At 70.8% G+C, this 13,155-nt stretch carries 8 protein-coding genes and 2 riboswitches; of the genes, 6 read left to right on the top strand and 2 right to left on the bottom strand.

Annotated features, from left to right (window positions below):
- Window positions 1–191: 191 nt before the first annotated feature.
- Together ACZ4WH_RS27180 and ACZ4WH_RS27175 are read right to left on the bottom strand one after the other, a co-directional pair.
- Window positions 192–983, bottom strand: coding sequence for an enhanced serine sensitivity protein SseB (locus tag ACZ4WH_RS27180; protein WP_468185132.1), 792 nt, complete (start codon window positions 981–983; stop codon window positions 192–194).
- Window positions 984–1,049: 66 nt separating this feature from the next.
- The gene (locus ACZ4WH_RS27175; protein WP_468185130.1) at window positions 1,050–1,718 is read right to left on the bottom strand and encodes an AAA family ATPase; all 669 of its coding nucleotides are present in this window, start codon (window positions 1,716–1,718) and stop codon (window positions 1,050–1,052) included.
- Window positions 1,719–1,897: 179 nt separating this feature from the next.
- A riboswitch (glycine riboswitch) is annotated at window positions 1,898–1,993 on the top strand.
- A riboswitch (glycine riboswitch) is annotated at window positions 1,994–2,106 on the top strand.
- Between the two features lie 42 nt (window positions 2,107–2,148).
- On the opposite strand from ACZ4WH_RS27175, the gene gcvT reads away from it, so the two are divergent.
- The 6 genes from gcvT (at window position 2,149) to ACZ4WH_RS27145 (ending at window position 13,155) form a co-directional block, all read left to right on the top strand.
- Window positions 2,149–3,267, top strand: coding sequence for a glycine cleavage system aminomethyltransferase GcvT (gene gcvT / locus ACZ4WH_RS27170; protein ID WP_468185128.1), 1,119 nt, complete (start codon window positions 2,149–2,151; stop codon window positions 3,265–3,267).
- Between the two features lie 137 nt (window positions 3,268–3,404).
- Window positions 3,405–3,782: a glycine cleavage system protein GcvH gene (gene gcvH, locus ACZ4WH_RS27165; RefSeq protein WP_014675120.1), complete on the top strand. Its 378-nt coding sequence runs from the start codon at window positions 3,405–3,407 to the stop codon at window positions 3,780–3,782.
- Between the two features lie 14 nt (window positions 3,783–3,796).
- A complete protein-coding gene (gene glyA, locus ACZ4WH_RS27160) occupies window positions 3,797–5,062 on the top strand; it encodes a serine hydroxymethyltransferase (protein ID WP_468185125.1) in 1,266 nt (421 codons plus the stop codon).
- Window positions 5,063–5,121: 59 nt separating this feature from the next.
- Window positions 5,122–6,489, top strand: a complete 1,368-nt coding sequence (locus tag ACZ4WH_RS27155; protein ID WP_468185122.1) for an L-serine ammonia-lyase — start codon at window positions 5,122–5,124, stop codon at window positions 6,487–6,489.
- 649 nt (window positions 6,490–7,138) lie between these two features.
- Window positions 7,139–7,330 (top strand): hypothetical protein, encoded by a 192-nt coding sequence (locus ACZ4WH_RS27150; protein ID WP_468185121.1) that lies wholly within the window; start codon window positions 7,139–7,141, stop codon window positions 7,328–7,330.
- Window positions 7,331–7,854: 524 nt separating this feature from the next.
- Entirely contained in the window at window positions 7,855–13,155 is a 5,301-nt protein-coding gene (locus tag ACZ4WH_RS27145; protein WP_468185119.1) for a sacsin N-terminal ATP-binding-like domain-containing protein, read from the top strand.

Below are 13,155 nucleotides of genomic sequence, written 5' to 3'. Positions count from 1 at the left end.
CTCGACGCTGCCGCTGTGGCTCGCGCTCACCTGTCGTACCGGCCCTTCTTCGTTTGCCCCTCGTTTGGAGACAGCTTAAGCGCCTGGCAGCTCGGGGCTTCGGGTTCGTGCGCGGGTGCGGGTCGTCCGTGGCTGGTCGCGCCCCGCGGCGGAGCCGCATATCGGATGCAGCCCCGGGCCCTTCGGTGCGTTCAGTGGCCGTACTGGTAGAAGGGCCGGACGTTCGTCTTCAGCCAGTCGGAGACCGGGTCGTCGGTCACGTCCATGAGCACCAGGTTGACCGGCCACTTGACCGGGACTTTGCCGAGGGCTCTGCCGAGGGCGTCCAGGGGGAGGCTTCGCAGGTCGCCCTCCCGCTGGGAGAGTTCCACGCCCACGAACATCACCGGGTCGGCCGTCTCGATGGCGGCCAGGCAGCGGCGGGCGGTGAGGACCACGCCGGTCCCGGCGAACTCCGCGGCGGCGGCGGAGAGGAAGTCGACCGGGTCGTCCTGCCAGTCGGGTTCGAAGAGACGCACCCGGCCGCCGGTGTTGGGGCCGTCGAGCGGGGTGCGGCCGGCGCGGCACAGTTCGGCCACGGCGTCGGGCGGCAGCGGGATGCCGACCACCCCGCCCGGGTTCACCGCGATGCCCGCCTGCGGCGGCAGGCCGCGCGCGAACTCCACGGCGGGGGCGATGGTGTACGACATATGGGAACCGGCCACCAGGCGCAGCTGTTCCTCGGAGCTGAACACCGGGACGTACACCTGGCCGTCGATGTCCATCGTCGGCAGGTCCAGCGGGCCGCTGTGCGGGCCCCCGCCGTTGGGCAGCGGTATCCACAGGAAACTCCGCCCGAGGACCTCGATGATCCGGCCGCCCGCCGAGGGGATGCCGAGGGAGGCCGACAGCACCTCCTCCAGCTCGTTGCCGGGCCAACCGCCGTGCGGGTGGGGGTGCGCCTGTGCCGGGAAGTCCGCGTGAATGTCCGCCGGGAAGTCCATCTGCCTACCGCCTGCTGGGAACCACTGCTGTGAGCAAGAAGGCTAGCGGGTGGCTGTGACAGTGCCTCACCGCGTGAAGCCGACCCGGCTCAGGACGTCCGCCGCGTCCCGGTCCAGCAGCACGGCCGCGCCGCAGCCTGCGGGCAGCTCCCCCTTCTCCGCCGCGCGCAGCAGCCGGGCGGTCGCGCGGCGGTGGCGGCGGAAGGCGTAGCGGGAGACGCCCCGGCCGCGCTCGCGCTGGCCCGCCCGGGCCGTCTCGGGGCTGACGTCGAGGAGGAGCAGGTGCAGGGTGGCGCCGCGGCGCCGGGCCTCGCGGGCCAGCCAGGCGCGCACCCAGGCCTGGGTGCCGCAGTCGTGCACGACGACGCCCTCGCCGGTGCGCAGGGCCCGGCGCAGCCCGGCGTAGTGGGCGAGGCGGACCAGGGGGCGGTAGAGCGCGTAGGGGACGAAGCGGGGGACGCGGGCGTCCCAGCGGTCGCGGGTGTCCTGGGAGTCGACGCGGTGGCCGGTGACCGCGCGGTGCATCAGCGTGGACTTGCCGCTGCCGGGCAGACCGGTGATCACCACCAGGTCGCGGGGGCCGAAGAGCAGGGCGTGCGGGCTGCGGCCCGCGCGGTCGCGCAGGTCGCGGACGACCTGGACGGGGCGGTCCGCGCGGCGCTCGCGGGCCAGGGCGGAGGGCTGTCCGGGCACCGCGATGCCGGCGTCGGTGGCGTAGGCCGATGTCCTGTTCACCGTGATCGTCCTCCCCAGTGGGCTCGGTCATCCCCATGCCCGTTGTATGTAAAGAGAAGGTAATGGGCAACGGTAGGTGGTTCGTGTGCGTTCTGCCACAGCTCGGTCACAAGCAGCACGCTCTGGATGGCCGGGGTGCGGCGTGCAATGATGTGCCCGCCAACTGCATACCGGCCGCTTGAATCCGCGCGGGAGAGTTCCCAGCCCCGGGCTGGGACGCCGAAGGAGCAAGTCCCTCCCTTGAATCTCTCAGGCCCCGTTACCGCGCGGGCGAGGCACATCTGAAAAGCGGGCCGCTGTGTCAGTGGCTCCACCCAAGGTGCAAGCCGTGATCGTCCCTGTGGCGGTCGTGGCGAACCTCTCAGGTTCCGATGACAGATGGGGAGGAACGTTCCTCGCCTGTCCGCTCGCCCTGGGAGACGACCGTCCGATGAGCAGCACTGAACTCCGTCACACCGCGCTCGATGCCGTGCATCGCGCGCTCGGTGCGACGATGACCGACTTCGCCGGCTGGGACATGCCCCTGCGCTACGGCTCCGAGCGCGACGAGCACCTCGCCGTGCGGACCAGGGCCGGTCTCTTCGACCTGTCCCACATGGGCGAGATCACCGTCACCGGCGCCGAGGCCGCCGCGTTCCTGAACCACGCCCTGGTCGGCAACATCGCCTCCGTCGGTGTCGGCCGCGCCCGCTACACGATGATCTGCCAGGCCGACGGCGGCATCCTGGACGACCTGATCGTCTACCGGCTGGCCGAGACCGAGTACATGGTCGTGGCCAACGCCTCCAACGCCCAGGTGGTGCTGGACGCGCTGACCGAGCGCGCCGCCGGCTTCGACGCCGAGGTCCGCGACGACCGGGACGCGTACGCGCTCATCGCCGTGCAGGGCCCGGAGTCCCCCGGCATCCTGAAGTCCCTCACCGACGCCGACCTCGACGGCCTGAAGTACTACGCCGGCCTGCCCGGCACGGTCGCCGGCGTCCCGGCGCTGATCGCCCGCACGGGCTACACCGGCGAGGACGGCTTCGAGCTGTTCGTGAAGCCGGAGCACGCCGTCGAGCTGTGGCAGGCGCTGACCAAGGCGGGTGAGGGCGCCGGGCTGGTCCCGTGCGGGCTGTCCTGCCGGGACACGCTGCGCCTGGAGGCGGGCATGCCGCTGTACGGGCACGAGCTGACGACGTCCCTCACCCCGTTCGACGCCGGGCTCGGCCGCGTGGTCAAGTTCGAGAAGGAGGGCGACTTCGTCGGGCGCGAGGCGCTCGCCGACGCCGCCGCCCGGGCCCAGCAGAACCCGCCGCGGGTCCTGGTCGGCCTGGTCGCCGAGGGCCGCCGGGTGCCGCGCGCAGGGTACGCCGTCGTCGCCGGCGGCGAGGTGATCGGCGAGGTCACCTCCGGTGCCCCCTCCCCCACCCTGGGCAAGCCGATCGCCATGGCCTACGTCGACGCGGCGCACGCGGCGCCGGGCACCGAGGGCGTCGGCGTGGACATCCGGGGCACCCACGAGCCGTACGAGGTCGTGGCGCTGCCGTTCTACAAGCGCCAGAAGTAGACACTGGGCGCGGTCGCGCCTCCCTGGGCCCCCGGTCCGTGGCCGGGGCGTGACCCTGCGCACATTCGCCCGCTCACCAGCGGTTTCCCTAGTCCCCCCGTCATCAGCACTCCCGCGTGTACAGGAGAATTCAGGCCATGAGCAACCCCCAGCAGCTGCGCTACAGCAAGGAGCACGAGTGGCTGTCGGCCGCCGAGGACGGCGTCGCGACGGTCGGCATCACGGAGCACGCGGCCAACGCGCTCGGTGACGTCGTGTTCGTTCAGCTCCCCGAGGTCGGCTCCACGGTGTCCGCGGGCGAGACCTGCGGCGAGCTGGAGTCGACGAAGTCGGTGTCCGACCTGTACTCGCCGGTCACCGGTGAGGTCACCGAGGTCAACGAGGACGTCGTCAACGACCCGTCGCTGGTGAACTCCGCCCCCTTCGAGGGTGGCTGGCTGTTCAAGGTACGCGTCGCGGAGGAGCCGGCCGACCTGCTCTCCGCCGACGAGTACACCGCTTTTTCCGCCGGCTGAGGAGTCGTAGCCGTATGACTGTCCTGAACACGCCCCTGCACGAGCTGGACCCGGAGATCGCCGCCGCGGTCGACGCCGAGCTGAGCCGCCAGCAGTCGACCCTGGAGATGATCGCCTCCGAGAACTTCGCGCCGCTCGCGGTGATGGAGGCCCAGGGCTCGGTCCTGACCAACAAGTACGCCGAGGGCTACCCGGGTCGCCGGTACTACGGCGGCTGCGAGCACGTCGACGTCGCCGAGCAGATCGCCATCGACCGGGTCAAGGAGCTGTTCGGCGCCGAGTACGCCAACGTGCAGCCCCACTCCGGCGCCTCCGCGAACCAGGCGGCCCTGTTCGCGCTGGCCCAGCCCGGGGACACCATCCTCGGCCTGGACCTGGCGCACGGCGGCCACCTCACCCACGGGATGCGGCTGAACTTCTCCGGCAAGCAGTTCGACGTGGTCGCCTACCACGTGGACGCCGAGACCGGCCTGGTCGACATGGCCGAGGTCGAGCGGCTCGCCAAGGAGCACCGCCCCAAGGTGATCATCGCGGGCTGGTCGGCGTACCCGCGGCAGCTGGACTTCGCCGAGTTCCGCCGGATCGCCGACGAGGCCGGTGCCTACCTGTGGGTCGACATGGCGCACTTCGCGGGCCTGGTCGCGGCCGGTCTGCACGAGAACCCGGTGCCGTACGCCGACGTGGTCACCTCCACCACCCACAAGACGCTGGGCGGCCCCCGCGGCGGCATCATCCTCGCCAGGAAGGACTTCGCGAAGAAGCTGAACTCCTCCGTCTTCCCGGGCTTCCAGGGCGGTCCCCTGGAGCACGTGATCGCGGCCAAGGCGGTGTCCTTCAAGGTCGCGGCCTCGGAGGACTTCAAGGAGCGCCAGCGGCGTACGGTGGAGGGTGCCCGCATCCTCGCCGAGCGCCTGACGGCCCCGGACGCCCGCGAGGCCGGCGTGAACGTGCTGTCCGGCGGCACGGACGTGCACCTGATCCTGGTGGACCTGCGCGCGTCCGAGCTGGACGGGCAGCAGGCCGAGGACCGGCTCCACGAGGTCGGCATCACGGTCAACCGCAACGCCGTCCCGAACGACCCGCGGCCGCCGATGGTCACCTCGGGCCTGCGTATCGGTACGCCGGCCCTGGCGACCCGAGGCTTCACGGCCGAGGACTTCGCCGAGGTCGCGGACGTGATCGCCGAGGCGCTGAAGCCGTCCTACGACGCCGAGGCCCTGAAGGCGCGCGTGAAGGCGCTCGCCGACAAGCACCCGCTGTACCCGGGCCTGAACAAGTAAGTCCCCGGTGGGGCACCCGCGGAGGGTGCCCCACCCCCCTGCTGTCCTGAGGAGTGACCGTGGCCATCTCGGTCTTCGACCTGTTCTCGATCGGCATCGGCCCGTCCAGCTCCCACACGGTCGGCCCGATGCGCGCGGCGCGGATGTTCGCCCGCCGCCTGCGCAACGAAGGCCTCCTGGAGCGGGCCGCCGCCGTCCGGACGGAGCTGTACGGCTCCCTGGGCGCGACCGGCCACGGCCACGGCACCCCGAAGGCCGTCCTGCTCGGCCTGACCGGCGACTCGCCGCGCACGGTGGACGTGGAGACGGCGGACGCGCGCGTGGAGGCGATCAAGGCGGAGGGGCGGATACGGCTCCTGGGCGAGCACGAGATCGCCTTCGACTTCGACCGGGATCTCGTGCTGCACCGCCGCAAGGCCCTGCCGTACCACGCCAACGGCATGACGCTGTGGGCCCACGGCGCCGACGGCGAGGAGCTGCTCTCCAAGACGTACTACTCGGTGGGCGGCGGCTTCGTCGTCGACGAGGACGCGGTGGGCGCGGACCGGATCAAGCTGGACGACACGGTTCTGAAGTACCCGTTCCGCACGGGCGACGAGCTGCTGCGCCTGACGAAGGAGACCGGCCTGTCGATCTCTTCTCTGATGCTGGAGAACGAGCGGGCCTGGCGCTCCGAGGAGGAGATCCGCGCGGGCCTGCTGGAGATCTGGCGGGTGATGCGGGAGTGCGTGGAGCGCGGCATGTCCCGTGAGGGCATCCTGCCCGGCGGTCTGAAGGTCCGCCGCCGCGCGGCCGTCTCGGCCCGCCAGCTGCGCGCGGAGGGCGACCCGCTGGCGCACGCCATGGAGTGGATCACGCTCTACGCGATGGCGGTGAACGAGGAGAACGCGGCGGGCGGCCGGGTCGTGACCGCCCCCACGAACGGCGCGGCCGGCATCATCCCGGCGGTCCTGCACTACTACATCAACTTCGTGCCGGGCGCCGACGAGGACGGCGTCGTGCGGTTCCTGCTGGCGGCGGGCGCGATCGGCATGCTCTTCAAGGAGAACGCCTCCATCTCCGGCGCCGAGGTCGGCTGCCAGGGCGAGGTCGGCTCGGCCTGCTCCATGGCGGCGGGCGCGCTCGCCGAGGTGCTCGGCGGCTCCCCCGAGCAGGTGGAGAACGCGGCCGAGATCGGCATGGAGCACAACCTCGGCCTGACCTGCGACCCGGTCGGCGGCCTGGTCCAGATCCCGTGCATCGAGCGCAACGGCATGGCCGCGGTGAAGGCGGTCACGGCCGCGAAGATGGCGATGCGCGGCGACGGCTCCCACAAGGTGTCCCTGGACAAGGTCATCAAGACCATGAAGGACACCGGCGCGGACATGAGCGTGAAGTACAAGGAGACGGCCCGGGGCGGGCTGGCGGTGAACATCATCGAGTGCTGAGGAAACGGGCCCTGACCAGCGCGTCCGCTTCTTCCAGCGCTGCCGGGCCCTCCCTGCTTACTCGGCGGAAAGTCCCCCAAAAGTCCCTGGGAGAGGCTTGAAAGTCCCCGACAGTCCCCGGGATGTCCCCGAGGCACGTCGCAGATGTGGTTAGGCAGGGCCCACGTGAGGTCCGTCCCGGCGTCCCTGCGACGTCTCGGCGTGTGGAGCGGGCCGTGGTGCGTCAGATAGGGGGACCTACGCATTGCGAGACCGTGAGCGTTCGTGCTGCGTGGTGCCTGATCGTGCTGCTGAGTGCCGTTTGGCCTGATCAGAGCATGTGCGACCGGCTGGTCTGTGCTACCTCGTATTACGTCGTCCAAAGGCGTCTGGCCACCGACCGGCCACCGGGAAGGGCACCTTGGTGGCAAAGAGCCGGGGCACCCGGGTTGTCGTCTTCTCATAGACGGCAGAATCCTGCGGGCAATCGTTCGTCACTCGCTGCTGGCGACTACAGGTGGTGGCGGGCCACGGCTGCCGCCTGTACCGCCTCAGTCTCCAGGCCGACATCGACGTACGCATCGCCGTCCGCATCTGGGACACACCGCCCAAACCCTGGACCCGCAGGCGAGATGGCCCTACCGCGCCCGGGTGTGTACGAGGGCTACGCATGGTGGGCGGACGTGAAGCCGCGTCCGCTTGCTACGGCGAGACACTGAGCAGTATCACCGACGACTGGACCCCAAAACAGATCCAGCGGGCCTGGGACAGGTGCCCGGCCAATGAACGCTACGTCCTCGATCTGGCCTTCGTCCCGGACCCCGCCCCGGACGACGAGGATGAAGATGAAGCCGACGCCTGACCGGCGAACACACGACAACGCCCCAAACAGAGTGCGAGTCAGATCCCGGGGCGCTATTCCACAAAGGAAAGAGAGCCGCTGCCGGCGGCGGTTGACATCAGCCGCCGCACCTTGAAGGGTTCCTTCCTCTTGGACGCCGACTCGACCAACCGGCCCCTGCTGCACCGCAAGCACGAGTTCCTTGCTCCGGACGTTCCAGATGTCCCCAAATACCAGCGGTTGATCCTTCGTGCTGACAGTTGACCAGCTCCGCGAACGGGGCTGGCTCTCTAGCACGCGCTTATGACAATTCGGGCCGCCGATGGGCTTCTTTGAGTCGTCCCGCCGGTCTCCAATCTGAGGGTGCCCGGCCGTCGCAAGGGACGGTATCTGGCCACACCCCCTCTCACATCGACATGTGAGCTTTCAAGGAATTGGCCGGAAAACGTGGCTGGTGCCCACTTCCGGTCACACTGATGAGCACGATTCCCGGCAGGCACGCACCGGCATGCCGGTTCAACGAGGGGGGAACGGCCATCACACCGATGAGGGGCAGCGGAGCAGGGGCGGGGTTCGGGGACGCGATCACCACTCTGACACGACGGCGGATCGAGATCTTCGACGGAGCGGGAGGAGACTGGCGCTTCGCCGAGAGCCTGAAGTCCGTCAGTGAGGACACGGCCCAGGAGTACGAGGGCCGCACGATCTTGGAGCTCATCCAGAACGGACACGATGCCCTGGCCGCAGGGGGCACTGGCAGGATCGTCGTGCTGGCGATCCGCCAGGAGGACGGTGGCGGCGTCCTGTACGTCGCCAACGAAGGAACCGGATTCACCGAGGAGAACTTCAAGGCCATCACCGAACTGGCCCTCTCCAGCAAGGGGGCGGGGGAAGGGATCGGGAACAAGGGGCTCGGCTTCCGCAGCGTGCTGCAGCTGACCGACTGGCCCGAGATCTACTCCAAGGCGTCGCCCGCTTCCGACTCGTTCGACGGCTACTGCTTCCGTTTCGCCCGGCCGGACGACATCCACGCCATTGTCGACGACACGGCCCTCGCGGCCCGAGTGATCCAGGACATCTCCCCGCTGGCGTTGCCAGTGCCGGCCGAGGCCACGGATCCCGTGCTCAAAGAACTCGCCGCAGACGGCTTCTCGACCGTCGTACGGCTGCCGCTGCGCCACGACCACGCCTGGGGCCTTGTCGTGACGCAGGCCGCGGAGGTGGTGGACGACGAGGCGCCCCTACTGCTCTTCCTCGACCGCGTACGGGAACTGGTCGTGGAGATCCGTGACGGGGCCGAGGGCGGCACACGACATGTGCTGTCACGTGCCCAACGCCCCTGCGACCTGGTCGCATCCCGGACCGCGGACTGGATCAGCGAGGTCGACCTCGGTGACGCCGGGCGGTATCTGCTGGCCCGGCGGACCCTGGACGCCGAGGCGCTGCGCGTGGCGATCGAGCGCAGCGTCGACGTCCACGGGATCGACGCGAAATGGCTGGAGTGGCAGGGCGAGGCGTGGGTAAGTGTCGCGCTCCGACTGGACCGGCCGCTGTCGCGGAACGGCCGGATGTACACCTTCATCCCGATGTCGGAGGCATCCTCTGCGCCGTTCCCGGGCCACGCCCACGCGCCGTTCTTCACCAAGCTCGCCCGGCTCGACATCAGCGAGGCGGTGGCCCTCAACGATCTGCTGCTCGACCAACTGGCGGTTCTCTGCGTGGAATCGGCCAGACGCCTGCGTACCGAGACCCCGCACGCCCGTGCCGGGGACCTCGTCCTCGACCTCATGTGCTGGGACACCCCGGCCCGCCTCGGCAAGGCGGTGGACGGGCGGCTCGCCGTCGAGCCGTTCCTCCCTCTGGAGGGCGGGGAGTCCTGGGGCACCCTGCGGGACACCTACGCCTGGCCGGACGGCCGACGCCCCTGGCGCGTCCTCACCGCCGGGGCGCTCGCCCGGGCCAGAGCCCGTCTGCTGGCCGCCTGCGCAGGCCAGGTCCGGCACGCCCGTGCCGACCGGCTGGCCAAGGCGGTCGTCTCCCGGGCCCTGCGTCCTCCGCTGGTCAGGACCGCCGACTGGGCCGAGGCGGTGGCCGAGGAGATCCGGGCAGAAGGTAGCGAGTCGCCGAGCCCACGCTGGGCGGACTTCTACAACGACCTGGCCCAGGCCTTCACCGGCCAGCACACCGCGCTGCGGGGCCGGCGGATCGTCCTCGACCAGGACGGCGGCCTGCGGCCTGCGCTCGGCGGTGCGGCGGAGCAGGGAAGGAAGGGCCAGACGGAAGGCACCGTCTTCTTCCACCCCGGGGACGAGCACGACGACGCCGGCACCCGCGTCCCCGGCGACCTCAAGGCGCTGCGCCGCCGTATCGCCTTCACCCACCCCGACATCACCTGGGAGAGCCCCGGACGGGACTTCCTGCTGCGGGGCGGGCTGGTCCGCTCCTACCAGCTGGACCAGGTCTTCGACGCGCTGCACGACCTGCTCGGGGCACGGCCCTCGGAGGCCCTCAGCCGCGACGCCCTCACCTTCGCCCTGCGGCAGTTCCCGGCGCTCACGCCGGGGCAGCGCGACCGGCTGTCGCGGATCGCCTTCCGGGTGCCGCTCGCAGACGGCGGCTGGGCAAGGGCGACACGCTGCTCCTACTCACCGGGCTGGGGCACCGAAGGCGCGCAACGGCTGGAGAGGTTCCTCAAAGCGGGCGGTTCCCGGATCCCCGAGCTGGCGGACCAGCGGCGGCACTGGATCAGCGGCCCCGACGACTGGCCCGCGCCGGTCCGGGACCGGGAGGCGTACCTCGAATTCCTCACGGCCGTCGGCGTGGTTGACGGGCTGCGGCTGTCCGTTGTCGGGGACCGCCTGGGAGCCCAGCAGGGGAACGATCTGGCACCCCGTGGCCTGGCCCAGCGGTTCGGCCTCGGCGACGACCTGGGGCCTATGTGGACGGCGGACATACGGTCCCGGTGGACCAAGTTCGCTCACCCGTGGACGCCCTACGCGTTCCAGCGGCCACTGACCCATCTCCCGGGAGCGACCGAGGTGGCGGACCTCGGCCCCACCACGCGGCGGGAGTTCGCCGAACTGCTCATCCTGGGATTCCGCACCTGGGGCGACGAGGTCTTCAACGTCACCGTGTACCGGCCCGAGCACCCGCACAAGCGGGACGAGCACTCCTGGCCCACACCGTTCGCTTCCTTCCTCCGCCGCACGCCCTGGCTTCCGGTGGAGGACGCCGAGTCGGACGGCCCGGCCTTCGTCACCCCCGGCGAGGCGTGGTTCAGCACCGACGGGGAACTGCCCAGCTTCGTCCCCTCGTTACCGCTGCCGACCCGGCGGCTTCTTACCGACAAGGCCGCGGCCGCGAGGCTCCGCCAGTGCGGGCTGCGGAGCTGGGAGGACCCTCGGCACGCCGGAGCGGCCGTCAAGCACCTCGGCGAGATCCTCCACCGGGGAGACGTACCGACGCACCTCAGTGTCTCCTTCAAGAAGCACTACGGGCGGGCGTGGTCGCACCTCGCGCAGAACACCCGCTGGCCGTGGCTCACCGGCGAGGAGGTACGACTCGTGGTCAGTCGCGGCAACGCCCTCGGCACCTTCGTGCCAACGGCCGAGGACGTGCCCGTGCACGTCTGCGACGAGCAGGCGCCGCTGAAGGAGGCACTCGTCGAACTGGCGGGCCATCCCGTCCTGGTCGCCGGACCGGAGAGCGGGGACGCCATCGTGGAGATGGCCGACGCGCACGGCATCCGCACCCTGCGCACGTCGGCGACCGATGTGCAGATCCGCCACCGCGACGGCGAACCGATCACCCCTACCGGACACGCCGACACGCTCATCGACGGCAGGGAATGGCTCGTCACGGTGGTGGCTTTGGCCGTTGAACTGAAGTCCGGGTCGTTCCTGCGCCGCAGCGAGCGCGGTGTGCGGGCCCTGCTGGAGCGGCTGCGCACCGTGCGCGTCGTCCGGTCCGACGCTGTGGAGGTCGTCATCTCAGGCGTGCTCACCGAACCACCGCCCACCACCCGCGCGCTGCCGCTGCCGGACGCCAACCATCCCACGGTCGTCGTCTGGCGCAGCGAGGAGGGCTGGGACGAACTGCAGGCGTGCACGTCCGCGCTCGCCCAACTGCTGGGCAGGCCGGGGCTGCAGGACGCACTGGAGCTGGTCCTGGTCAAGCTGGAACGGCAGCTCGACACCCATGATCCTGAAAGGATCGACAACCGCCCCCTGGCGATGGCACTGGACACGACCGAGGCCAAGGTCGCCGAGATCAGACGCAATCTCACGGGAGACGTGCACGACACGGTACGACTGCTGCGCCCGGCCCTGTGCTGTCTCCTCGGCCCCGCATGGGACGAGGAAGCGGCGCGGGCGCTCGACCGCGCGGCAGGCGAGGACGAACTCGTCCAGATCGTCGGCCGGTACACCGTCTCGCTGCCCGTGCCGGCCGTCGAACTCGTCGCCCTCGCCCGCTCCTGCACCACACCGGCCGAACTCCGTGACGAACTGGGCCTGGAATTCCAGCGGTTCAACGAGGCGCTCACCACGCTCGGCCCCGGCTACGCCCCCTACTCCCACCCCGATCTCCACAAGCAGGCCTTCGGCGACTTCGTACGCGGCCACGCCGGCACCCTGGTGGACCGGCTGCGGGAACGGTACGTGGCGGCGGCCCGCCACGGCGCGGACCTCTCCGCGTACGCCGGGGCCCGTCGACTCCACGATCTGCTGCCGGACCCCGACTGGCTGCCCCGGTTCGTCACCCCGCCCGAGGACGAGATGCGGGCCAGGGCACAGGTCTGGCTGCGCTCGCACGGCGCCGACGACGATCTCGGCCGAACCACCGATCTCCCACCCGTCGACCGGCTCCGCGAACTCAACACCGCCGCACTGGACCCCCTGGTTCCGGCGCTGGCCCGGCTCGTGTCCGCCTGGTGCCGCCGGCACGGAGCACCCGTACCAACCGGCTGGCAGGGCGCGCCCCTACTGGAGGCGCGGACTTTCCTCGACGGCTCCGGCCTGAGCGACCTCATAGAGCTGAGCGAGGGACAACTGCTCGACGTGGTGCGGCGCGGTGTGGGCTGGCCGACCGGCATGCCGCTCACAGCCGACGCGGGGCTCCTCGGCCTCACCCCCGCCGACCTGACGCCCCGGACCGGACCCGCGCAGGGCACCGCCGGATCACGCGCGGCGGGCCCGGCCACGATCATGATCGGCGAGAAGGAGGTCGCCGTGGGACGCGACCACTTCTCCGCCATCGCGGACCTAGCCTCCAGGACCGTCGACGAGGCCTTCCTCGCCCAGTCCGGCAAGGTACGCCTGGACACGGTCGCGCCGGTGCCCCAGCCCGGGCGAGGCGGGAGTTCCGGCACGTCGCGGGTGGTCGTGGCCCGTCTGCACCAGGTGAGTGAGGACCAGCGGTCGGCCATCGGTCTGGTCGGGGAGGTCGTGGCACGGGCCTGGCTTCAGCGCCATTACCCCGAGGTGCGCTGGCGGTCGGGGTACGCCGCCGTCATCAGCGGCGACCGGGAGGCATCGGACAGCCTGGGGTACGACTTCGAGGTCGCCTGGCGTGACACCACACGGTTGTACGAGGTGAAGGCGCTGAGCGAACCCGTCGGCAAGCGAGTGGAGTTCGAGCTCGGGCCGTCCGAGGTGGATGCCGCGCGCACCCACGCGCGTGGCGGTCGGTACCGGATCCTGGTGATCACCGCCGCTCTGGACCCGGAGCACCGTCAGGTGTTCGAGCTGCCCAACCCGTTCTCGGCAGCCGGTCGCGAGCGGTTCCGGATCGTGGGCAAGGGGCTGCGCTATCAGTGCTCGCCGCTGCGGAACAGCCAACGGCCGTGA

The organism is Streptomyces sp. NPDC029138 (assembly GCF_055564375.1).
Note: the sequence above shows the minus strand (reverse complement) of the source record. Positions and strands in the feature narration are given on the sequence as shown.

Coding starts and splice junctions, on each gene's coding strand:
- ACZ4WH_RS27180 (WP_468185132.1), bottom strand. CDS start 983: ATGGACTTCCCGGCGGACATTCACGCGGACTTCCCGGCACAGGCGCAC.
- gcvT (WP_468185128.1), top strand. CDS start 2,149: ATGAGCAGCACTGAACTCCGTCACACCGCGCTCGATGCCGTGCATCGC.
- gcvH (WP_014675120.1), top strand. CDS start 3,405: ATGAGCAACCCCCAGCAGCTGCGCTACAGCAAGGAGCACGAGTGGCTG.
- glyA (WP_468185125.1), top strand. CDS start 3,797: ATGACTGTCCTGAACACGCCCCTGCACGAGCTGGACCCGGAGATCGCC.
- ACZ4WH_RS27150 (WP_468185121.1), top strand. CDS start 7,139: ATGGTGGGCGGACGTGAAGCCGCGTCCGCTTGCTACGGCGAGACACTG.
- ACZ4WH_RS27145 (WP_468185119.1), top strand. CDS start 7,855: ATGAGGGGCAGCGGAGCAGGGGCGGGGTTCGGGGACGCGATCACCACT.